The organism is Xanthocytophaga flava, assembly GCF_030068545.1.
In the GTDB taxonomy this organism is placed as follows: Bacteria; Bacteroidota; Bacteroidia; order Cytophagales; family 172606-1; genus Xanthocytophaga; species Xanthocytophaga flava.
Genome location: NZ_JASJOR010000007.1, coordinates 208126 through 231896 on the forward strand (window position 1 = coordinate 208126; position 23771 = coordinate 231896).

25 protein-coding genes are annotated in these 23771 nt (G+C 37.8%); 17 read left to right on the forward strand and 8 right to left on the reverse strand.

Annotated elements, in window-relative coordinates; translation table 11 throughout:
- Positions 1-66: 66 nt before the first annotated feature.
- Positions 67-501, reverse strand: a complete 435-nt coding sequence (locus QNI15_RS12905) for a DUF2147 domain-containing protein (RefSeq protein ID WP_313999774.1) — start codon at positions 499-501, stop codon at positions 67-69.
- Between the two features lie 104 nt (positions 502-605).
- Positions 606-923 (reverse strand): rhodanese-like domain-containing protein, encoded by a 318-nt coding sequence (locus QNI15_RS12910; RefSeq protein WP_313976734.1) that lies wholly within the window; start codon positions 921-923, stop codon positions 606-608.
- Between the two features lie 258 nt (positions 924-1181).
- Between QNI15_RS12910 and QNI15_RS12915 the strand changes: the two genes are divergently transcribed.
- The 4 genes from QNI15_RS12915 (at position 1182) to QNI15_RS12930 (ending at position 4832) form a co-directional block, all read left to right on the forward strand.
- Complete coding sequence (locus QNI15_RS12915; protein WP_313999776.1) at positions 1182-1601, forward strand: OsmC family protein; 420 nt, start codon at positions 1182-1184, stop codon at positions 1599-1601.
- Positions 1602-1676: 75 nt separating this feature from the next.
- Complete coding sequence (locus tag QNI15_RS12920; protein WP_314032056.1) at positions 1677-2852, forward strand: trans-sulfuration enzyme family protein; 1176 nt, start codon at positions 1677-1679, stop codon at positions 2850-2852.
- A gap of 170 nt (positions 2853-3022) precedes the next feature.
- Entirely contained in the window at positions 3023-4279 is a 1257-nt protein-coding gene (gene ilvA, locus QNI15_RS12925; protein ID WP_314032058.1) for a threonine ammonia-lyase IlvA, read from the forward strand.
- Positions 4280-4316: 37 nt separating this feature from the next.
- Complete coding sequence (locus tag QNI15_RS12930) at positions 4317-4832, forward strand: DUF6702 family protein (protein WP_313999782.1); 516 nt, start codon at positions 4317-4319, stop codon at positions 4830-4832.
- 15 nt (positions 4833-4847) lie between these two features.
- Here QNI15_RS12930 and QNI15_RS12935 read toward each other — a convergent pair whose 3' ends face one another.
- Positions 4848-5426 (reverse strand): hypothetical protein, encoded by a 579-nt coding sequence (locus QNI15_RS12935; protein WP_314032060.1) that lies wholly within the window; start codon positions 5424-5426, stop codon positions 4848-4850.
- Positions 5427-5541: 115 nt separating this feature from the next.
- Positions 5542-6030 carry a hypothetical protein gene (locus tag QNI15_RS12940; protein ID WP_314032062.1) on the reverse strand — a complete coding sequence of 163 codons (489 nt, stop codon included), beginning with the start codon at positions 6028-6030 and terminating at the stop codon, positions 5542-5544.
- 297 nt (positions 6031-6327) lie between these two features.
- Between QNI15_RS12940 and QNI15_RS12945 the strand changes: the two genes are divergently transcribed.
- From QNI15_RS12945 to QNI15_RS12985, 9 genes are all read left to right on the forward strand, one after another.
- Positions 6328-7581, forward strand: coding sequence for a sulfite oxidase (locus QNI15_RS12945; RefSeq protein WP_314032063.1), 1254 nt, complete (start codon positions 6328-6330; stop codon positions 7579-7581).
- 19 nt (positions 7582-7600) lie between these two features.
- Complete coding sequence (locus QNI15_RS12950; protein WP_314032064.1) at positions 7601-8014, forward strand: hypothetical protein; 414 nt, start codon at positions 7601-7603, stop codon at positions 8012-8014.
- 44 nt (positions 8015-8058) lie between these two features.
- Positions 8059-10299 carry a ribonuclease R gene (gene rnr, locus QNI15_RS12955; protein ID WP_314032066.1) on the forward strand — a complete coding sequence of 747 codons (2241 nt, stop codon included), beginning with the start codon at positions 8059-8061 and terminating at the stop codon, positions 10297-10299.
- 72 nt (positions 10300-10371) lie between these two features.
- Positions 10372-11358: a hypothetical protein gene (locus QNI15_RS12960; RefSeq protein WP_314032068.1), complete on the forward strand. Its 987-nt coding sequence runs from the start codon at positions 10372-10374 to the stop codon at positions 11356-11358.
- Positions 11359-11725: 367 nt separating this feature from the next.
- On the forward strand, positions 11726-12442 hold the full coding sequence (locus QNI15_RS12965; RefSeq protein ID WP_314032070.1) for a GntR family transcriptional regulator: 717 nt from the start codon (positions 11726-11728) through the stop codon (positions 12440-12442).
- 29 nt (positions 12443-12471) lie between these two features.
- Entirely contained in the window at positions 12472-13236 is a 765-nt protein-coding gene (deoC, locus tag QNI15_RS12970; protein ID WP_314032072.1) for a deoxyribose-phosphate aldolase, read from the forward strand.
- Between the two features lie 236 nt (positions 13237-13472).
- Positions 13473-14186: a CDP-alcohol phosphatidyltransferase family protein gene (locus QNI15_RS12975; RefSeq protein WP_314032074.1), complete on the forward strand. Its 714-nt coding sequence runs from the start codon at positions 13473-13475 to the stop codon at positions 14184-14186.
- Positions 14187-14573: 387 nt separating this feature from the next.
- Positions 14574-14978, forward strand: coding sequence for a response regulator (locus QNI15_RS12980; RefSeq protein ID WP_314032076.1), 405 nt, complete (start codon positions 14574-14576; stop codon positions 14976-14978).
- 120 nt (positions 14979-15098) lie between these two features.
- Positions 15099-15227 carry a hypothetical protein gene (locus QNI15_RS12985; RefSeq protein WP_313976719.1) on the forward strand — a complete coding sequence of 43 codons (129 nt, stop codon included), beginning with the start codon at positions 15099-15101 and terminating at the stop codon, positions 15225-15227.
- 4 nt (positions 15228-15231) lie between these two features.
- Here the strand turns inward: QNI15_RS12985 and QNI15_RS12990 are convergent, their stop codons facing one another.
- Complete coding sequence (locus QNI15_RS12990; RefSeq protein WP_314032078.1) at positions 15232-16161, reverse strand: 1-aminocyclopropane-1-carboxylate deaminase/D-cysteine desulfhydrase; 930 nt, start codon at positions 16159-16161, stop codon at positions 15232-15234.
- Positions 16162-16258: 97 nt separating this feature from the next.
- Between QNI15_RS12990 and QNI15_RS12995 the strand changes: the two genes are divergently transcribed.
- Both QNI15_RS12995 and QNI15_RS13000 read left to right on the forward strand, forming a co-directional pair.
- On the forward strand, positions 16259-17299 hold the full coding sequence (locus tag QNI15_RS12995) for an RluA family pseudouridine synthase (RefSeq protein WP_313999805.1): 1041 nt from the start codon (positions 16259-16261) through the stop codon (positions 17297-17299).
- A 283-nt stretch (positions 17300-17582) separates the two neighbouring features.
- On the forward strand, positions 17583-18335 hold the full coding sequence (locus tag QNI15_RS13000) for an acyl-CoA desaturase (protein ID WP_313999807.1): 753 nt from the start codon (positions 17583-17585) through the stop codon (positions 18333-18335).
- A gap of 52 nt (positions 18336-18387) precedes the next feature.
- On the opposite strand, the gene gldE is transcribed toward QNI15_RS13000, so the two are convergent.
- The 3 genes from gldE to mutY form a co-directional block, all read right to left on the reverse strand.
- Positions 18388-19680, reverse strand: coding sequence for a gliding motility-associated protein GldE (gene gldE, locus QNI15_RS13005; protein WP_314032116.1), 1293 nt, complete (start codon positions 19678-19680; stop codon positions 18388-18390).
- A 177-nt stretch (positions 19681-19857) separates the two neighbouring features.
- A complete protein-coding gene (locus QNI15_RS13010; RefSeq protein WP_313976714.1) occupies positions 19858-20334 on the reverse strand; it encodes a single-stranded DNA-binding protein in 477 nt (158 codons plus the stop codon).
- Positions 20335-20453: 119 nt separating this feature from the next.
- Positions 20454-21509, reverse strand: a complete 1056-nt coding sequence (mutY, locus tag QNI15_RS13015; RefSeq protein WP_313999810.1) for an A/G-specific adenine glycosylase — start codon at positions 21507-21509, stop codon at positions 20454-20456.
- 288 nt (positions 21510-21797) lie between these two features.
- On the opposite strand from mutY, the gene QNI15_RS13020 reads away from it, so the two are divergent.
- Entirely contained in the window at positions 21798-22100 is a 303-nt protein-coding gene (locus QNI15_RS13020) for an HU family DNA-binding protein (protein WP_313976712.1), read from the forward strand.
- Positions 22101-22213: 113 nt separating this feature from the next.
- Positions 22214-23143, forward strand: a complete 930-nt coding sequence (locus QNI15_RS13025; RefSeq protein WP_313999812.1) for a tetratricopeptide repeat protein — start codon at positions 22214-22216, stop codon at positions 23141-23143.
- Positions 23144-23771 lie beyond the last annotated feature (628 nt).

A 23771-nucleotide genomic window follows, 5' to 3' on the forward strand; every position in this document is an offset into this window, starting at 1 on the left:
TCTGATGAAAATGATGGGATTGATGTACTACACAAAGTATTATCTTATCTGAGGAAATCCGGATATTTATTTTACCCGTTTCCAGACAACTGTTTTGCCAATCAGCGAAATGCCTACAAATCCCCGAACTTCTAACGTATCAGGATCTTTTAAAGTCATTTTACAGCTATAATCTTTTCCTTCTTCCGGATTATAGATTCTACCATCTTCCCACACATTATCCTCATCATAGGTGAAATCACGTAAGTTTACCAGACCCAGTATAGGTTGAGTACGTTTTTTTTCATCCGGATTTTTTTTGTCTGCCTTAGGCTTACCTTCTTTGTCATTAGGTTCAGCGAGCCAGACAATCTTTCCATAATATTTATCACCCTGTTTGTAAATCTGTACTCTTCCTTTTCCTGTAAACCATGTGCCTACCACAGCATCAGGTCCTTTCTGTGCATAGCATAATACAGATGTGAGAATAAATGCAAATGTTAATACGAGGCTTTTTTTCATATGTCAATCTAGTAGACAAAGAGATAAAACAGGTATAATGAAGAAGTTATCAGTTACAAGCGTTAGATAAAAATGCATTTATAACTGATAACTCTGTTTGCAATTTAATATTGTGGTACGCTTGGGTCAATTTCTGCCGACCATGCCAGAATACCGCCCTTCAGATTGTATAGATTATCAAATCCGTGTTGTTGTTCCAAGTATTGCACAATCCGTCCACTGCGGGCACCACTACGACAATGTACAATAACCTTCTTATCACGGCTGATTTTATCTACATTGTCAGGAATTTGACCCTGAGGGATTAATTCGCCACATATATTGGCAATATCAAACTCATAAGGTTCGCGAACATCTATCAGTTGGTAGTCTTCGCCCTTGTCCTGCAGTTCTTTGAATTCGGATACGGTAATCTCTTTCATAAAACAATTATCTTATTGAAAATAACACTATTTTTTATTCACAAATCCTTAGAGGATTAGTACAAATGTAGAAAGGAAATGTTGTGGAAAAAAGTTTCCATATGAAAACCAATTTATCCATCTAATTATTTATTTCGGAACTTTTTACCGGGGTTTGTTATTATTTTTTACATAGTTAGTGTTGTTTTGTAATTTAGAATACAGATTTGGTAAACTCTGATTCTGAAAACGTAAAGTGATCTTATTTATTCTATACTCATGAAAATAGAACTGCAACGTAAAAATAAGGCTGTTCATCTGGAGGCTGTTAATGAAGATGGGGCTACTATCCAGATAGATGGTTCTCCTGCTGTAGGTGGTGAAAATAAAGGTTTTCGTCCTATGCAATTGCTTTTAGCTGGTCTTGGTGGATGCAGCACCATTGATATTGTAGGGATTCTGAGGAAACAGCGTCAGGAACTGGAAGATATTCGTGTAACAGTGGATGGAGAACGTGAGCCTAATGTAGAACCTTCTTTGTTTCAGGATATCCATGTGCATTTTACGCTTACAGGTAATCTGGATGAAGACAAAGTACGTAAGGCGGTTGACTTGTCTATGGAAAAATATTGTTCTGTTGCCAAAACCTTGGAGAAAACGGCTCGTATTACCTATGATTTTAAGATTGTAAAGCAATAAATTCCCTGTTTTCCTAAGTAAATATACTAGAGATCATACTACATTTGCGTTTCTATAAAACGCATTCCGAGATACATGAAAAAAAAGAGCAGCCAGTTTGAAACCAATGCCGTTCGCGTACGTGCGGAACAGACTCCATTCCGGGAACATACTACTCCCTTATTTTTAACGTCTAGTTTTACATTTGAAGATGCAGATCAGGCCAGTGCTTTGTTTGCAGATGAGATTCCCGGAAATATCTATACTCGTTTTTCAAATCCTAATACGAGTGAGTTTATTGACAAACTATGTGCGTTAGAGGGTGCAGAGGATGGTATTGCTACAGCGACAGGGATGGCTGCTATGTTTACAAGTATGGCGGCCCTAGTAAGTAGCGGTGATCACATACTGGCTTCCCGTTCATTATTCGGATCTACACATCAGATTCTGACTCAGATCTTTCCTCGCTGGGGTATTACACATACTTATGCGGATATAGACAAGCCTGAAACCTGGGAAGGATTAATCCAGCCTAATACAAAGATGATCTTTGTTGAAACTCCTTCCAATCCTTCATTAGATATGATTGATCTGGAATGGTTAGGTGCGCTGGCAAACAAACATGGCATTATTCTGAATGTAGATAATTGCTTTGCAACACCTTATTTACAGAATCCAATCAAGTATGGCGCGCACCTTGTGACACATTCGGCTACCAAGTTTATGGAAGGCCAGGGACGTGTGTTGGCGGGCGCAATTGTGGGTAAAAGAGAGCTGATCAAAGAAATCCGTTTCTTTGCTCGCCATACCGGGCCCTCTCTATCACCTTTGAATGCCTGGACTCTTTCAAAGAGTCTGGAAACGCTGGCAGTTCGAATGGAACAACATTGTCGGAACGCCCACCAATTAGCAGAATGGCTGGAAAAACAACCTGACGTTGAAAAGGTAATCTATCCGTTTTTGCCATCCTATCCACAATATGAGCTAGCAAAGAAACAAATGCGGCTGGGTGGCCCTATGGTAAGCTTTATTGTAAAAGGCGGACTGGCAAAGGCAAAATCGGTACTAAACTCACTAAAACTGGTTTCATTCAGCTCCAATCTGGGTGATACCCGTAGTATTGCTACTAGCCCAGCTATCACTACTCATTCCAAATTAAAACCTGAAGAACGAGCAGCGGTTGGTATTGATGACGGTCTGATTCGAATTTCCGTAGGTCTGGAACATGTTTCAGACATTATTGGAGATATCGAGCAGGCGTTACGTAGTTGACATGGCCAGATAAATGATTTTCTGACATTTGCTATATAAACCTCTGCAAGAGTTGTACCTTTGCAGAGGTTTTTCTTTTTTGCTAGTATAACTTTGATACTCAAAGGATAGCTTCTTAAAAAACAGTTGAATAGAACCCTTCATTTTGCATTACGAATTCTGAAATTCCTATGATTGCCCCTCCTACAGATGCACTGACGATAGACGTTGAGAAAGCCTACAGTGTACTTAAAGATGTAGTGGTACGGACACCACTACAATACGATGCTCGCCTATCAAAAAAATATGGCGCTGAGATTTATTTCAAACGAGAAGACTTGCAGGCAGTTAGATCCTATAAAATTCGGGGGGCATACTATAATATTTACAATCTTACAGATGAACAACGGGCAAAGGGTGTAGTTTGTGCCAGTGCTGGTAACCATGCTCAGGGATTTGCATCTGCCTGTAGCCAGATGAAAATCAAAGGTATTGTTTTCATGCCACAGGTAACCCCTCGTCAGAAAATTGAACGTGTACGTCAGTTTGGAGAAGACTGGGTTCGTATTGAACTAGTTGGAAATACCTATGATGAGGCTGCGCATGCTGCCAGTTTGTATTGTACCGAGAGAGAGATGACCTATGTGCATGCCTTTGATAACCTTAATACTATTGCAGGTCAAGGTACTGTAGCCTACGAGATTTTGGAGGAAATGCCAGATGTAGATATGGTAATATGCCCTGTTGGAGGGGGTGGATTGGCAGCGGGTGTATCCTATTATATGAAGTCAAAACAACCTTCTATTCAGATTGTAGGAGTAGATCCGCAAGGAGCGCCTAAAATGGTAGAGGCATTGAAGGCCGGATATCCTAAAGTGCTTGACAAGATCGATAACTTTATGGATGGGGTAGCTGTAAAAAAAGCAGGTAACCTAACCTTTGAATTTGTTCGCAGGTATGTAGACAAGGTTATTGCTTCACCAGAGGGAAAAACCTGTACGGTTATGATTGAGTTGTATCAGAATGAGGGTCTTATTACAGAACCTGCCGGAGCAGTCTCTGTAGCGGCTCTGGAACAGCTTCAGGAAGATATTGCTGGCAAGAAAGTTGTATGTATTATAAGTGGCGGCAACAATGACATTGCACGCTATGCGGAAGTAATAGATCGTAGTATGATTTATGAGGGATTAAAACATTACTTTATTGTAGAATTCCCTCAGAAACCAGGTCAATTATTACGATTCCTGCAACAGGTATTAGGACCAACAGATGATATTGTTCGGTTTGAATACCTGAAAAGTACGAATCGTGAATATGGTCCTGCATTGGTAGGGATTGAACTTACCAATAAAGATGATCTGACAGCGTTACTACAACGAATGCAGGATCTGAATATCACCTACAAAAATGTGATGCAGGATGATGTACTACGCAAATATTTAATGTAGTAAACAGATAATAGGCTATTGTGTATTCTCTTATCATATGAATAACTCTTTAGGAAAGCATCGTTTTCTTTTAACTCTTGGTCTCGTTTTTTCAATTTTCATTCTTTCTTCATTCAGAAAACATGAATTTCACTCCAGTTTGGCAGAAATCCATTATAATCCTGCTACAAAATCGCTGGAAGTAAGTTTGCGTGTATTCTCTGATGATCTGGAAACTGCACTTTCCAAGGAAAATAAACGTACATTAAAAGTAGAAGACAATGCGACAATAGATCCATTTATCAAGCAGTATCTATCAAGACATTTTGTACTGACAGATACAAAAAATGCAAGGAAATCTATTAATTGGGTAGGCAAAGAAATTACAGTAGATGTTACCTGGCTTTACTTCGAGGTTCCTGTTACAGAAGAACCGAATGGGTTAAAAATAAATAATACACTGTTATTTGAGTCATTTGATGATCAGGTAAACATTGTGAATGTAATTTACAAGAGTCAAAAAAAAACCTATTTGTTTAAGTCAGATCAGACAACACAGACTATAGAACTTTAAAAAAGAAAAACCGCTCTACAGCGGTTTTTCTTTTATTGGTTTTTTATATTGAGGTTTCCCTTTTCGGTAAGGGTCTTTTTGATCAGATTCCTTGTCAGTTTGTTGGGTAGGTACTGTATTACGACCTTTTGTTACTGCCTCACCCTTCTGTGAAGGAGCTGAAGCATTCTGCATATTGGCTTTTGAAGGATCACGTCTCATAGTATCTAGCCCAATTCCTCCATTCGAACTGCGGTTATACTCTGTACTTGGATCAGGACGGCTTGGCTCTGCAGTCATTGCGTTAGGTGTATTGGAATTGGTGCTGGTAGGATCTGGCTTTGCTTCCGCTTTTCTCTCAGCTGGTGTTTTTTCATGAGGAGTAGTTGAACCCGTGCCTCTGCTAGTATCTATAGTCTGATCTTTGTCATTCTTATTCCCAATTGCTCTATCCTCATTCCGATTGACGTTTTGGTTGTTTGTGCTCTGATTCTTATTTGAAGATTGACTGGTAGATTTGGGTTTATTCTGTTGTTCATTGGTTTTACCATTTTGCTGAGCGATTCCAGCAAATGAAAGCAATCCCATACCAAATAACATTAATATCGTTTTCATAGCGGTATATTTATAGTCAAATTATATGGATACTCAAGAAGTTATCTTGTTTATCTAACTTGAATAGATTAAAAGAGCAGAGATTTAAATCTCTGCTCTTTTAATGTGTTATTTTCTATTTAAGAGAATCCTTCCGGGAGGAATTGTTAGTTGATTTTTTCTTTACTGTTGTACTTTTCTGAGTGGTAGTAGTAGTTCGTTTGGTTTGATTCTGAGAAGGAACTCTACCACTTGAATCTGCTCCCTGGATTTTGTTGCCATTTCCAGAAGGAACGGTTTGTTGTGGTTGCTGACCAGGTGTTTGACTAGGTACACTCTGAGGTATTGTCTGGCTTGGCATAGTCTGTTCTGGTATACCCTGACTTTGGCTAGGTACTCCAGTATTAGGCACACCTTGTGATTGACCTGGAACTGTTGTACTTGGTGTTGTTCTGCCTGGGGTACTTGGAACCGGTGTAGGTAATGGTGTTCCTGGCGTAGGTGTACTAGGTACATTTGGATTTTGATACACGGTATCTCTTTTGTTTCCTGACGCAGGGGATTGCTGAGCAAATACACCATACGATACTAGCAGGATAGCGGCACTTAACATTAGCTTTTTCATATAACTGGTATGTTAAATTAATTTTTGATAATTGTAACTTTGTTATTTTCAGAACTTTCGTCTTCATTCCGACACCCAAAGAAGATAAAATAACATACCAATACACAAAAAAGTGTATAAACGAAGAAAACCTGGGTGTAGTGAAGCAACTTCTCCACAGTTGGGTAATAAAAGAAATAGATAAGTGCTCAAATGGGTAATAACCCAGAAAGATTTGGCTTGTTTTTTCTTTTTATCTACATTTATAAGCAATAAAACCTGATTTTAACCTGATTTTTCAGATAAATACACAATACTATGGCAGATCCATTCGATAACAAACCGCTATGGGATCGCAGAGGATTCTTACGAAAAAGCCTGGTAGGAGCATTCAGCGCTACGTTGGGGACCCAAATCGTTTTTGCTGAAAATATGCCCCGCTGGCACACACCATTAGCCTTACAGGCAGATAATCCATTAAGCTTACCTGCTGGCAAACATAAGGATTTGGTCATTCTGAACGATCGTCCCTGGAATGTTGAAACTCCGCCACACTTACTGGATGATGAAATAACTCCTGTAGATAAGATGTTTATACGTAATAATGGGAATACACCTGAAAGTATAGATCTGAAGAACTGGACTTTGACAATTGATGGTGAGTCTGTCAAAAAGCAAACAATTTTTAAGCTTAGTGAACTAAAAAAGAAATTCAAACCTTATACGTATCGGTTAGTATTGGAATGTGGCGGTAATGGACGTTCGGGATACTATCCAATAACTTCAGGTAATCAATGGCACGAAGGAGGCGTTAGTTGCGCCGAATGGACGGGTGTGCGTCTGCGGGATGTGCTGGAAAGTATAGGAATTAAAGATGATGCCATATACATTGGCTATTATGGAAAAGATGTCCATTTAAGTGGAGATAGTTCCAAACCTGTTATTTCTCGTGGAGTTCCTATCAGGAAAGCATTGGAGGAAGAGACGCTACTTGCGTGGGCTCTAAACGGACAAGATATTCCGCTAATTCATGGCTATCCGTTACGATTGGTAATTGGTGGCTGGCCTGCATCTGTTTCTGGAAAATGGCTTTCCCGGATCTCTATACGCAATAAAGAGCATGATGGCCCAAAAATGGAAGGACATTCCTATCGTGTGCCTGCTCATCCCATAGAGCCAGGAAGTAAAGTGCCTGACAGCGAGCTGAAGATTATTGAATCTATGCCTGTAAAGTCAGTCATTACATATCCGAAGTCAGGAGCTATTGTTCCGGATGGCAAACCACTTGAGTTGCGTGGACATGCCTGGGCAGGAGATCTGGAGGTGGTGGCCATGCAGGTCTCTATAGATTATGGTGCTACATGGATAATCTGTGATCTGAGAAAACCTCATAACCGACTGGCCTGGCAGCAGTGGTCTGTAACTATTCCCTTTCCAAAGAAAGGATACTATGAAGTATGGGCAAAAGCAACGGATTCAAAAGGTGTATCTCAGCCTATGGTTATTCCAGCATGGAATCCTGGTGGGTACCTGAACAATGCCTGTCATCGTATTGCTGTAAAAGTAGAATAATCCTTGAGTCAATTACAATATGCAATCTATAAAGGCTCAGACACTATTTTTAATTGGAATTGCAGGAGCACTTCTAATGGTGACAACGATGGAATTTCAGAGGAAAGCAGAAAGGAATGGTTTAACTACTGTACAGGATTCAATTCCTAAGCTGGATTCTATAACCGGATTAAAAATAGCTCCGGGATTTGATATGGTCCGGGCACAATGTACAGCCTGTCACTCTTCAAGACTAATCCTTCAGTATCGTGCTACACGTGAAGGATGGAAAGAACGTATCCGCTGGATGCAACAAAAACAAAATCTATGGGATCTGGGAGAAAATGAACCCATAATACTGGACTACTTAGCCAAAAATTATGGTCCGGAGAAGAAAGAGGTTCGTAGAGAACCATTGCAACCCATAGAATGGTATAAACTTAATTCAAAATGATAGAGAAGATACATTCTCTTTGCATTTTTTAAACTTGAAAAGATTTGAGAACGAAAAAAGAAACTAAAAAATCTGCAGGAAAAGATAGAGCAATTAATCTTAAAGAGCAGATTCTGTCTGTACTAAGACAAAACAGAAGCCAGGCATTCACAGCGAAACAACTGGCTAAAAAGCTGCAACTTAAAGGAGACCGGTATGAGAAGTCTCTGCGTGATATGTTGGATTTTCTGATTGAGACAGATGAAATATCTATGTTGTCTAATGGCACTTACCGCTATAATACGAAAACACAAACCAAGACAGGAGTAGTAGATTGGGTAAGTCCACATTACGCCTTTATTGTAGTAGGAAATGATGAGAAAGATATATGGGTACATAGCAGTAATCTAAACGGAGCACTGGATGGGGATACAGTAAATGTAGTAGTATACATGCATCGTGCAGGTAGTAAGCCTGAAGGGGAAGTATCGGAGATTTTACAAAGGAAAAAGGATGAATATGTAGGAATCATTGAGATTACCAAGCGACACGCTTTTGTAATTCCTGATAATCGGAAGATGTATGCCGATATATACATACCACTGGACTCGATTGGAAATGCAAAGGACAGAGAAAAAGTGTTGGTCAAAATTACCCACTGGGGAGATGCAGAACAAGGTCCACAGGGAAAGGTAACAGAGGTATTGGGTAAAGCTGGGGAACACGAAACTGAGATGCATTCCATCATGGCCGAGTTTGGGCTACCATTCCGCTTTTCGGAAGAAGTAGAAGCAGAAGCAAAAGCAATTCGTAATGATATAGAGTCCGAAGTGGCGAAACGTCGTGACTTTCGGGATATTGTTACCTTTACCATAGACCCTGAAGATGCAAAGGATTTTGATGATGCCTTGTCTATCCGAAAGCTGGAAAACGGACATTGGGAAATAGGTGTTCATATTGCAGATGTAACGCATTATGTCACTCCCGGTACTTCTCTGGAACGGGAAGCCTTTGCAAGAGCTACCTCCGTATATCTGGTTGATCGTACGATTCCAATGCTTCCCGAACGATTGTCCAACGACTTATGTTCGTTGCGTCCCAATGAAGATAAGCTTACTTTCTCCTCTGTATTTGAGATGGATGAGACTGGCAAGATTTATAATGAATGGTTTGGCCGAACCATCATTCATTCCAATCGTCGGTTTACGTATGAAGAAGTACAACGGATTCTGGAAGGAGAAAGTGGCGATTTTGCAGAGGATCTGAGACTACTGAATGACATTGCCAAACAGATGAAAGAAGATCGTTTCAAAAACGGAGCAATGAGTTTTGAAACGATAGAGGTGAAATTTAAACTGGATGAAAAAGGTGTTCCTTTGGCTGTATACCCTAAAATCCGGAAAGATGCCCATAAGCTGATTGAAGAATTTATGCTGCTTGCCAATAAAAAAGTAGCCGAATGGGTATATAAATACAAAAAAGGCAAGGAAAAGAATACAATGGTGTATCGTATTCATGAATCTCCGGATAATGAAAAGGTAAAACTTTTTGCTTCTTTTATACGTCGGTTTGGATATAAAATACAAACCGAGTCCGGTAAGATTGCAGATTCTATGAATCAGCTGATTGAAGATCTGGAAGGCAAACCGGAGCAATTTACCTTGCAAAACCTGGCGATACGCACTATGGCAAAGGCTCGCTATAGTACAGAACCGCTAGGCCATTTCGGACTGGCCTTCGCGCATTATACACACTTCACCTCACCAATCAGACGCTATCCGGATATGATGGCGCATCGGTTATTGCAACTGTATCTGAACGCAGGAAAGGCACCTGACCGTAATGTATATGAAGATCAGTGTAAGCACTCTTCTGAACGGGAGAAAGTTGCTTCTGATGCAGAACGGGCCTCAATCAAATACAAACAGGTTGAGTTTATGAAAAATGCCGAACAGAAAGACTATGAAGGATTAGTGACAGGTGTAACTGAATTTGGCGTCTTTGTAGAGATGATTGAAACCCGTTGTGAAGGAATGGTACGTATCAGTGATCTGACAGACGATTATTACGAGCATGACCCGGAAAATTACCGTATCATAGGCCGTAAAACCAAACGGATTATTACTTTCGGAGATAAGGTGACTGTAAGAGTCAAAGCTACTAATCTTGAACGCCGAAGCATTGATCTGACCCTGGTAAACTTTCCGGATGGAAAACCTCTCCAAGAACCCTCTAAAGATAAAAGAAGAGACAGTTCGAAAAGCAGAGGGGGTAAAAAGAAAGGAAGTAGCTCAAAATATTTTTAATGAATAGAACAGGATTGGAGAAAGAGATAACTTCCAGTCCTGTTTTTGTATAAACGCTTTTCTCAATTATGTATGGGTGGCAATCTTTTTAAACTTGGCCGACTTTCTAAGTCTGATTATCAGAAAGTAGAAGCTACACTAAAACCTTTTCTGGATAAGACTTTTGGTTCGTTGTATCGCATCCCCAGGTATTACGCTTCCAAACCTGATTTTGGAGACCTGGATATTATAGTCTCATCGAATGCCTTTGATGGGAACTGGGAAAGAGTGAAAGCAGATATTATCATAGAGTTACAGTTGAAAGAGTTCAAATCAGTAGGGCATGTGTTTTCAACTAGCTTTATGAACTTCCAGGTAGATTATTTTACTGTCGGCCACCAATACTTTGAAAGTACCTATAACTTTATGTGTTTTAATGATCTGGGTAACATACTCGGTAAAATGTTCCGCCGCTTTAACCTGAAATATGGAGAGGAAGGTTTACTCTATGTGTATCGTCGTGATGATGGGCATTACAAGAAGGACTTACCTGTATCTCAAAATATGGAAAAGATAGTAGGTTTTCTTGGATTGTCTTATGAACAATGGGTAAAGGGGTTTGATACATTAGATGACATGTTTAGTTGGGCCATACAATCCCCTTATTTCTCTGTAAAGCCATTTGTTGAACCTTCGAAGGTAACAGAGCAACGTATCGAAACCCGAACTACTATACAACGTTTTGTACAGTGGCTGGAAGAACATCAGATAACAAAAACTTATGAATACCTGGAAGATCGGGATCAGTATCTACCTATGATCAATGCATACTTCCCAGAAAGTCAATTGGATGAGCAGATCAAAAGGGAACAGATTAGGGAAGAAGAGGCAAAGATTATGAATGAGAAATTTAATGGAACTGTGGTAATGGAACTAACAGGCTTGTCAGGTAAAGAACTGGGAGCTTTTATTGTTCGTTTTAAAAGTCAATTTAACGATTTTGAAGACTTTCTCTTACAAACAGATAAGAGTGTGGTCCAAAACCGGATTGTTGAATTGTGGAAGACACCTGAATCATAATCAATATTCTGATATTTCTTCATTTTGACTGGAGTTCCAATTATTGACAATAATGACCTAAACTCCGGTCAAACTCAAAAGTGAACAGAATTTAGGTCAAATGAGAAAATGACCGTTATTCGAATATTTTCTGAATATGATCGGTATTCTAGTCAAACAGATAAATGAGTGATATTCTGGTCATTTTTTTATTTCTCAATAAATTTTTTTGATCAGGTAAATAAAAAGATTTGAACTAAAAAATGTTCAGATTAGCATCTTATACTATTTGATTGGAATAACTTGGTTAGCACAAAAATAAAAAAGGTATAACAACTTGTATAGACAAGTAAGAAGTACTATTTTGCTTGTCTATACAAGTTGTTATATGTCTATTCCTCACTACAAGCAACTTCATCAGTTGCTAAAACAGCAGATTCTGACTGGGACTTTTCAGGAAGGAACTCTTCTGCCTTCAGAAAACGAGTTATGTGCCACACATCATATCACACGTGCAACGGTCAGGCAGGCTTTGGACGAACTGGTGAAAGAAAAACTAATCTATAAACACAGAGGCAAGGGAAGTGTAGTAAGTCAACAACGAAAGAGCTTAGGTCTACTTTCATTTAAAGGATTTTCAGAGGTAGTAGGAGCCTCCCATACTTCTGTAAATACAGAGATATTGCATAAGCCTACTATACAACCCTGGCCAGAAGATTTCTTTTATCCTTTATCAGAGCGGGAGATTGAAGTAGGCTGTATCTATTTGGAAAGGCTTCGATTGGCTGATAACCACCCGGTGATGCTCGAATATACCTATATCCCTACTAGTGATCTCTCTGGCTTTCTGGAATATAATTTAGGTAAAGATTCTTTGTTTGAAACACTGCATGTGCATTACAATCTGGATATTATCAATGTTGAACAGGATATAAGGGCGATTGTAGCAGATAAAAATACTGCTGATCAATTAGGTCTTATGACCGGAGCGCCTATTCTACATATTTATCGACGTTATGGTACAAATCGTGCCGATTTCTATATATACAGTTCCTTATATTGTAACACTACTCATTATGCATTGAGTAATAGTTTTGATTCATAGATAACTATTTATTAACCAATTTACTTGTTATGGATAAAATCACTGAACTCGCCAAAATGATAGATCATTCGCTGTTGCATCCAACTATGACAGACGAAGATCTGAAAAAAGGATGTGAACTCGCCAAAGCCTATCACACAGCATCTGTTTGTATTAAACCGTATGCTGTAAAACAGGCGGCAGCCTGGCTTGCAGGATCGGATGTACTGGTTTGCACAGTTATTGGCTTTCCGCATGGGAACAGTACAACAGCAATAAAGGTGGCAGAGACGGAAAAAGCCTGTCTGGATGGAGCTACTGAAATTGATATGGTGGTTAATATAGGTAAAGTACTCAGCCATGACTGGGCATATATATCAGATGAAATCAAACAAATTCACGATACCTGTACTACCCATAATGCCATCCTGAAAGTAATATTTGAAAATGATTTTCTGCCAGATGATTCCTATAAGATTAAACTATGTGAAATATGTAGTGAAATTGGAGTTGAGTTCATCAAAACATCAACCGGATATGGCTATGTAAAACAGGCAGATGGTAGCTATAATTACAAAGGAGCAACTGAACATGACCTGAAACTTATGCGTGAACATGCATCTCCTCAGGTACAGGTAAAAGCTGCTGGTGGTATACGTACATTGGATGAACTACTAAAAGCAAAAGAACTGGGCGTAACCCGTATAGGCGCTACAGCTACAGTAGCTATGCTGGAGGAAGCGAAGAAACGTTGGAACATACAAACCGATGAATCTGTTAGTACATCCTTTGCTGGTGAGACAAAGGGGTATTAACAAAGTTGTTTATAGTATAAGGGGTATAGAGCAGAGTGTCAAACTCTGCTTTTGTTTTTAGAAGCGTAACAACAGGAGAAATAGTTATTAGTATGAACTCGTATTGTATGTTTGGTTTGCTAGATGAAAATATGTTTCTTTGAGCACTTCCTGTTTTAAAGTCTGATGAATATAGGATAATAATAGGGAGCTTTATACTAAACTGAAAATTGAATTAAAAACCACCACTACCAACTATGAAAAGACATATTCCTAATATTTTTACATGTGGAAACTTGTTTTGTGGATGTGTGGGTATAGTTCAGGTTTTTCAGAATGATCTTATTTCTCAGACTAATCTTAACTTTGCCGCCTATATGATTGGGTTGGCCGCAGTGCTTGACTTCGGCGATGGATTTGCTGCCCGGATACTTAAATCACATTCAGCGATAGGTAAAGAGTTAGATTCATTGGCTGATTGTGTCACATTTGGAGTTCTACCAGGAATAATGTTATATAAACTCTTGCAGCGAAGCCTAATGAATAATGATTATAGCCTGGAATTGTTTATTGTACTGCCCTACATTGCATTCCTGATTACCATATTCTCTGCCTTAAGACTTGCTAAGTTTAATGTAGACACCCGCCAGACAGATTCATTTATAGGAGTGCCTACACCTGCCAATGCATTATTTGTAGGAGCATTGCCACTCATTTTGTGGCAACATCCTCAGTGGAGTACCTATATCCTTAATCCGATTGTGTTATGTGGCTATATATTGATAATGAGTTTTCTGATGACTTCAGAAATTCCTTTATTTGCCTTAAAATTCAAAGATTTTTCTATAGCTAATAATAAAGTCCGTTACCTGTTCCTGCTACTTTCCCTTAGTTTAATTATTTTCCTGCAGTTTGCGGCACTTCCATTAATCATTGTTTTGTATATCCTTCTTTCTTTGATTAAATTCTAAAATCACATAAAAAGTCACAGGAATGTCCTTTTTACAATACAGAGCCCTGTTTTAATCCTCTTTTTTTAACAAACCCATCACTTTTATTACTTATAAGAGTTTATTTCCAATTCGCAACCTTTTTCTTTAGTTAAATAGGAAATACAATTCATTTTCAAATATTTAGTTTCTCCTACTCATCATTTTACCCTATAAAACCATAGGCGTATTTCTAACTCTGGAACTTATTCTTATAGTTTTAACAGGGCATAATGGCAAAATTACAAGTTGAGGCCATATACTGGTTTTACATTTTCACTCTTAGGCGTACTTATCTTCAAAGGTGCGAATCAAATTTCTTCGCCACAAGTATGTACTAGTGTTAAACAGATGTAAACAGATATTCTCATGCAGGAAAAATTGCTAATAATCCAGACAGAAAGCTCAGTTATAAAAACATTCGAGGCGGTATTGGGAAGTGAATACAAACTTATTGTAAAAAATGATGGCCTCGAAGCTATAGACTGGCTGGAAAAAGGAAACCACACTGATCTGATTATTGCAGATGCAGGTATGCCTTACTTGAACAGTGTCGATTTTATTAAAGAGTTACGCTCTAATATTGCTCATAGAAATACTCCTATTCTAATTTTGTCAGATCTTGATAAAGTTACAGAGCGCAATTTATATATACATGCTGGTGCCACAGACTTTACGATCAAGCCCTTATCCAAATCTCAGTTAAAACAACGTATACGCCAATTACTTGGGAAATCTACTATTGACTCCCAGGATGTCCTTCTGGCCAGCTAATTATATTTTCACTTTATAATAGCTAATAGAGTAAGTGTCTGGTTGGAATAGCTTTGCACTTACTTTTATATACAATCAGTCCCTTTACAAAAATTTTGTTCACTCTCTATTTTCACAGCTATGAAAACCAGTATTGCTATTGTTCTTATCCTTATTACTGCTGTTGCCTGTACCTCTGTAGACCCTGCTCATAGTGGCAAAAAGGCTTATGCTGCCAAAGCACCCAGAAATAAGTCTGCCTGGAAATAATAGTTTACAGGTTTGATAATTGGGGAAGCCTTCCCTGTAGGCCTCCTGTATGAACGGAGATAATGATATCTCCTCGTTTAAATCTACCCTGCAGGATAAGGTCTTCTACTCCAGCAAGCATTTTGGCTGTATAAACCTGGTCAATCAGGAAGTTATTTTCCTGTTCGAAGCGATGAATGAAAGAAAGTAATTCAGGAGTAGTTTTGGCATATCCACCAAAATGGTAGCTTGTCTCAAGATGCCAGTTTCTAAACGTAGGAACCGGCTGATCTTCCTGTAAATAATACTGTGAGAGTAATTCCTGAATATCGCTTTTCAGAAAGTCGCCTCCTTTTAATACAGGTATGCCCAGACATGTATTCTTGCCCTCCAGTCCTGCAATCAAGCCCGCTACAGTCCCACCCGTTCCACAGGCACAGCTAACATAATCAAAGGGGATATTTATTTCCTGAATAATTTCGGTGCAACCTTTCACTGCTAATGCATTACTACCACCTTCGGGAATCATGTAAAATGAACCATAGTGCTCCTGAATCTTCTTAAATAACTCTGATTTATCCTTTAAACGATATTCTTCTCTCGGCCAGAACTCCAGTTGCATATGACAGATTTGAGCAAACTGAAGAGTTGGAGACAACTGAGTAATTTCCTGACCTCGTATAATACCAACTGTTTCAAACCCAAATAAAGAACCCGCAGCGGCTACTGCATAGAGGTGATTGGAGTAAGCCCCTCCAAATGCTAGCAATGTTTTATATCCCTGTTCTTTTGCACATTGTAAATTGTATTTTAATTTTCTCCATTTATTCCCTGATATTTGTGGGTCGATCAGATCGTCACGTTTAATTAGCCATTGTACCCCAGCTTTTTCGGCCACAGCACTATAAATAGGTTGAATGGGTGTAGGTCTTTTATGAAACAGCTCTTCTGGCATAAGTTAGAGGTCTTGTAGAATGAATTGCAGTATACTAATTGCAAAGAAAACTGATTTTTACGATTGAGTTAATAATCTATTTTAATGAAGCAAAAACATGAACAGTGATTTTAGTGAAAATAATGAGTTAAATGAAGATGGGGATTTGTATGAACATTATCGCATTGTAGTGGATAAAGGGCAGTCCTTAGTACGAATAGATAAGTTTTTGATGGATCGCATTCCGAATGCTACACGTAATAAAGTACAACAGGGAATCGAAGCAGAATCTGTTAAAGTCAATGATAAAGTTGTCAAATCAAGCTATAAGATTAAGCCATTGGATGTAATAACTGTATCATTACCTGAGCCTCCACGGGATACAGAAGTTATTCCGGAAAATATTCCGCTGAATATTGTCTATGAAGATAACGAATTATTGGTTATCAATAAACCTGCCGGCATGGTAGTACACCCAGCATACCAGAACTGGACAGGCACATTAGTAAATGCGTTAGCTTATCACTTTCAAAATCTACCCACTACACAAAATGGGGAAGGCCGGCCAGGTTTGGTACATCGCATTGATAAAGATACTTCAGGGCTTATGGTTGTTGCAAAGACAGAGTTGGCAATGGCCCATCTGGCCCGGCAGTTCTATGATCATAGTATTGAACGAACTTATTATGCAATGGTGTGGGGCGAGGTCAATCCACCCGAAGGAACAGTTAATGTTAATCTGGGTCGCAGTCCCAAAGACCGACGGGTTGTAGCTGCATTTCCAGACAGTGATATTGGTCGCCATGCAGTTACTCATTATAAAACTCTCAAGGCATTACGCTATATCTCGCTAGTACAATGTAACCTGGAAACCGGACGAACACATCAGATACGTGCCCATATGCAATACATAGGACATCCTTTGTTTAATGATGAAACCTATGGAGGGAATAGAATACTTAAAGGAACAACCTTTACCAAATACAAACAATTTGTAGAGAATTGTTTTAAACTTTTACCACGACAGGCTCTTCATGCCAAATCATTGGGTTTCCAACATCCCAAAACCCGTCAATGGATGCAATTTGATAGCGAACTACCCGAAGACTTCTTATCTGTTCTTGAAAAATGGGAAAAATATGTAAATACACAGGAGTAAGACGTAATAAAATAGTCTCTGTCTATGCCATATTTTTAATAAAATGAAGAAACTTTTTCACTTTGTTTATCGTTCACACATCAACCTAGTATGAACGCCAATAAAAGTGTTTTAGCTAATTTGTTAGGCGAGCAACGGTTTTTCCCTCTGGAAAACGTGTAAAAGTTCAGATTTAAATTGCAGGAATCTTATTCTTTGGCTACTTTGCATACATTTTCCATACGGATCTAGACCCATTAGTGAATTCATTCTCAGTTATTAACATATAAAATTTCTTTTTCTAGTGATTATACTTGCTTTTTTCTTTGCCCACTGGTATATCTCATTATTTTGCCAGACGTTTTTTTTGCATCGGTATGCTGCGCATAAAATGTTTACCATGAATATGTTCTGGGAGAAGTTTTTTTATCTTCTTACATACGTATCGCAAGGGTCTTCATTTTTAAGTCCAAGAGGGTATGCTATTCTGCACCGGATGCATCATGCGTATAGTGATACCGATAAGGATCCTCACTCTCCACATCATACCGAGAATGTTTTTACAATGATGTGGAAAACAAAAGATATTTATAACGATTACGTAAATTTCCGTAAAGACCCTGAGCCTCAGTTTGATCGTAATTATCCTTACTGGAAAGCACTAGAAAATATTGGAGACTCATGGCCTTCTCGCATTGCATGGGGGACATTTTATGTATTAGTTTACATTGCTGCTTTTATATGGTTGGATATGCATTGGGCATTTTTCTTCCTGCTACCTATCCATTTTCTGATGGGACCCGTACATGGAGCTATTGTAAACTGGAGCGGTCACAAGTACGGTTATTCAAATTTCGATAATCACGATAAGTCTAAAAATTCTCTGATAATGGATGTGTTGATGATGGGAGAGTTATTTCAGAACAACCATCACAAACTGCCTAATCGTCTGAACTTTGCTGCTAAGTGGTTTGAATTTGATCCAACGTATCCCATTATAAAGGTATTGAGCTGGTTAAAGATTATTCAGCTAAAGCCTGTAAAAGTAAAAGCTTAATATATGAAAGCCCTGATGAATTCAGGGCTTTTTTTATAGAGTTGATCTATTTCTATGATTCGGTTTCTATAGTAACTTTAATTCGTTTGATGCGTTTGGTATCTGCGGAAAGGACTGAGAATATCCAGTCTTTATACCGTACTTTTTCACCTGCAAGTGGTAACCTTGTAAATAACTCCAGTAATAATCCTCCCAGTGATTCACTATCTCCCCGAACTTCATCAAAGATTTCTGAATCTATCTCCAGGATTTTAAAAAAGTCATTCAAAAGAGTTTTGCTTTCAAAAACATAGGTATTTGTGTCAATTTGAGTGAAAGATTTCTCTTCTTCGTCAAATTCATCCTGAATATCTCCCAGAATCTCTTCAATGATATCCTCCATTGTGATGAGTCCGGATGTTCCACCATACTCGTCAACAACAATCGCTATATGAACACGACGGATCTGAAAGTCATATAATAAGTCATCTATCCGTTTGTTTTCGGTAATAAAGTAAGGTGTACGAAGAAAATGTTTCCAATCGAAGTATTCATCCTTATCAAGATAAGGTAGAAGATCTTTAATATATAGAATGCCTGCAATCTCATCAATAGTGTCGTTATATATAGGGACACGAGAATAACCTGACTTATTTATCTTGTCCATGAGTTCATGAAAATCCAGACCCATCGGAAATGCAGTAATGTCCAGACGAGGACGCATGATTTGTTTTGAAGGAATTGTACTGAAGTTTACAATTCCTTGTAGAAACTGCTTTTCATTTTCTGTAGTCGAAGATGTATCTGTTTCCAGCACATGAGTAAGTTCATCTGCGGATATCTTATATCCTTTCTTATGAAGCGAAACCTCTATATAATGTGTTATTTTAAGTAATAGCCATACAAAAGGAAATAACAGGCAGTAGGCTATAAGAATAATATAAGAGGTTGCCTTACCCAATGGAGATTTATTCCATTTGTAAATTTTAGGCAATACTTCCTCAAAAAAGATAACAACAAAACTTATAAGAAAAATTAGTACTATTTTGGTGAAAATACCAATCGCATAAGAACCCTGTGTATACCAGACCACATAAATAAGTAAAATACTAAGAGCTATTGTTAGCAAATAGTTTGCGAGGACTAGAACAGCCAGAAGGTGTTTAGACTTACTAAAAAGATGATTAAGAAAAGGAGGGAGGCTGAGTGAAGATCTAAGATCGTTCTTTTGATTTGTGTTTGTCAGGGACGAAAATAATGTCTCAACATTTGAGAAGAGTGAAGAAAGAAACAGAAAAAGTATGAGTAGAACAACTGTAGATACATAAAAAGCAGATAAGGTGCTTGCTATATTGAAAGCAAACACCCCATACGATAAAGGATCGTCCGTATCTGTACTATTTTCCAAAGACGTAAAAAAACGTTTGTAGAAATGATTGAAATAGTCAAATGTATTCTGAACATAAAGTGCTCAGAATACTTGTTGATGAGTATTTGTAGTAAATATGAGGCTACAATCGGTCTTTTACAAACTATTTAGTAGTTAGAATGGCAAATCGTCATCACCATCACCCGCTGGAGGTAGAGGAGGATCTATTTCTTTCGTAGTTGCCTGTGGTGTATACGTATTTCCAGAACCAGATGAATTACCACCAGAAGAATATCCGGAACCTCCCTGATCGCCTCCTTCACGGGAACCAAGCAGCGTAAAATCAGTACCTAGTACATCTAAAGAATAACGATCTTTGCCATCTTTATCCTGATAAGTGCGTACACTAAGTTTGCCTTCTACAAATATCTGAGTGCCTTTGCGTACATATTTTTCAACAACATCAGCTTTTTGATTCCAGAACTCTATTCTAAACCACTCTGTTTTCTCATGTCTTACACCATTCCGATCTGTGTATGCATCATTAACAGCAATAGAAAAGTTAACCACTTTACGATCGGGACTTAGTTGACGGATTTCTGGGTCACGACCTACATTGCCGATTAATGTGATTTTGTTGTAACTCGCCATGTCAATACGATTAATTTAGTTTAATGAAAATCCAATGACAAAACAATAAAGAAAACCAGAAAAGAAAAAATATAAAAAATGACTTTATTGTTTTTGTAGCCTTAATCAGTTAAAACTAGCTAAAAAAAATGTTCACTCAAATACTTGTTTATTAAAATAGGCTTGGGAAGTTGTTCTACTTCTTCTAGTGTATAAAATGTCAGACCTTCCTGTACCGGAGGTAGAGTCTCCAGTTGTATATGCCAGAAACGAGCTTCGATATGCTGATGACTTAATAAATGTGTATATACTTTTTGGGGTTCTTTAACAGTGTAGACAGTATCAGATAAATCCAGATTATGCTGTTTTAATAAATCCTCTGTGTCTATAATACTGTCATTTTCACTCAACCAAAAATCGTACAATCCCTGCCAAATATCTTTACCCGCTCTCAATCGCATTGCAATACGGTCATGAATATGAAAGACTATGTAATGAAAGAAACGATTTTTTATAACGGTTTTTTTACTTTTTATAGGAAGGATGTTTTGACGTCCTGTGAGAAACGCTTCACATTCCTGCTGAAAAGGACATAATAGACAATCGGGAGAAGAAGGTGTACACTGAATAGCTCCAAACTCCATAATAGCCTGATTATATAAATCTGGACTATCTGACGAAATAAGCTGGTTTGCTAATGTTGAAAATATGGTTTTGGCTTTGGTGGTAGCAATATCTGTTTCCAGACCATACAATCGGGCTAGTACCCGGAACACATTACCATCCAATACAGCTACAGATTCTTTGAAAGCAAAAGAAGCGATGGCTGCCGCTGTGTAAGGGCCAATCCCTTTTAGTTTTACTAAATTGATATATGAATTAGGGAATGATCCATTGTGTTGATTTACAATGACTTTAGCTGTCTCCTGCATGTTTCTTGCCCGAGAATAATAACCCAGCCCTTGCCATAATCGTAATACTTCCTGCTCTGGTGCTGCTGCTAAATCAAATATAGTTGGAAACGATTTTACAAAATTTTCATAATAAGGCAGTCCCTGTTTCACCCGAGTTTGTTGTAGAATTATTTCTGACAACCATATTTGATATGGATCATTTGTATGACGCCAGGGAAGATCTCGTTTATGGTACTCGTACCATTCAATAAGACGAGAAGCAAATGTGTCTTGGATAATCAATGATAAAAATAATTAAAGTCCTTTTTCGTTATAATGTATAAAAGCCTAAAATTGTTCAAAATCTTTAAAGGTAATAGTATGTGGTTTACTTTTCCTGTAAAATAAGTATATATTTAGGTAGAAGGGAATTGTAACAGAAGTGATGTAGTATTTGCCTCAAAATTAAATGATTATAAACAGTATATAATTTTTATTATAAGATACAATATATTAATTTTGCAACGTTTGATACAACCTAAATCGTCAATGAATCTATAAATAGTGCAAACTCTTAACCAGTTTATCACAGTGACTAAAGCAGAAGTAATTACAGAAATCGCCGAAAAAACCGGTATTGACAAGGCTGACATCGCCCAAGCAGTAGAATCTTTTATCTCCGTTGTGAAAAACTCAATGGCTGAAGGTGAAAATATCTATATCCGTGGTTTTGGTAGCTTTGTGAATAAGAAAAGAGCCAAGAAAGTAGCTCGCAACATCTCTAAAAACACAGCTATGATCATTGATGAACATTTCGTTCCATCATTCAAGCCTGCTAAAGATTTTGTTGAGCAGATTAAGACTAGTAAAAAGATAAAAGTATCTGCTAACTAATCTGAAGAGATTTTTCGGCTTACTTTTATATTTTAAGTTTATAAATACTACGGCAAACTAGACTCATTACCGTAATAGCCATATACTCATTGTAATACTGAACTTGTGTTACAATGAGTATATGGCATTTTTTTATTAGACACGGACGGGATGCATTGGTATTGTCAGGAATGATTACCAACTTTGTCGTTGGTTATATATTATATGTTATGAAGAAATCTCAGATTATTTCGATTGTTATTGCTGTTGTTGCTATAGGAGTGTTGTATAGCTTACCTAAAGTAATTGTAAGCGACAAAGACAAGAAAATAGATCGCAAGCCAACAGGGCAGCAGGCTGAGGCTGTTACTGCAGAGTCTTCACATAATCAGTCATTGTCAGCAGAACAGGCGAGTGTTATAAAAAATCTGACAAATCAATATAAAAATAGCACGGATAAAGAAAAAAAGATTATTTTTGCGGATTCTTTAGCTGGCATATATCGAAAAGCAATGATTTTTGATAGTGTTGCAGTATATCGTGAGTTGATTGTTGGACTGGAGCCTTCCGAAAAAAATCTGCTAAGTGCTGCTGATGCCTGTTATGATGCATTCTTTTTTGTGACAGATGCTGGAAAGGTAGAAATTTATGGAGAGAAGGCTCGGGGATATTATCAGAAAGTTCTGGATAGAAACCCAAAGCAATTAAATGCAAAAGCTAAAATGGCAGTTACATATGCTAACTCTGCTTCTCCTATGCAAGCAATTGCTATGTTGAGAGAAGTTATTGCAGAAGATCCAAAAAATGAACAAGCGTTGTTCAATTTAGGATTGCTTTCTATCCGTTCAGGTCAGTATGATAAGGCTGTTGAGCGATTCAAAGAAGTATTAAAAAATAATCCTGTTAATCTGCAGGCTAAATTATACTTAGGAATAAGTTATGCAGAACTGGGAGATAAAGCTAGTGCCAGACAATTTTTAGAAGAAGCTAAATCTGGTACAGACGATGTAATGATATTAAATGCTGCTGATGAGTATTTAAAAGAACTGGAAGCAGCTAAGTAATATCTATTGATCTTTAGGATATCTGATTCTAAAAAATATTGAAGATCTTTTATCATATTTATTCACTTTAAAATATTTTACAATTATGCCCTGCGGAAAAAAAAGAAAGAGACACAAGATTGCTACACACAAAAGAAAAAAACGCCTTAGAAAAAACAGACATAAGAAGAAGTAATTCTTCACAAGACTTCCCGCTAGCTAGATAGTTATCGGGAAGTCTTGTTTCAGACTTTTCTAAATATACCGGTGAGATTATATAATTGTACGTCAGGAAAATAATACTGCTTTATTGATCTGGATAAATATAGGTCATAGCAGACGAAACGCATCGGGTTATCAGGTAAACTCCATAGTAGTTTAATTAATAAGAGTTTTATCCTTTGATTTCCTACATTGATCTGTCAAACAGTAAACTAACTTAGAAAGTTGATAACTCTATATTTCGTAAAGGTAAATTGGCGCGTATACAAACTGCCGCGTCTGCTCCTGAAAAGAAATTTTACAGAATGCTAACTTGTTAAAGTTTGGTTTGAACAGTTTATTAGAACAGATCTATTATTCGAAAAAATTAAAAACACAGTATATATTGCTAAATCTATCCTTATAAGAAGGAAATAGTACTATGCCA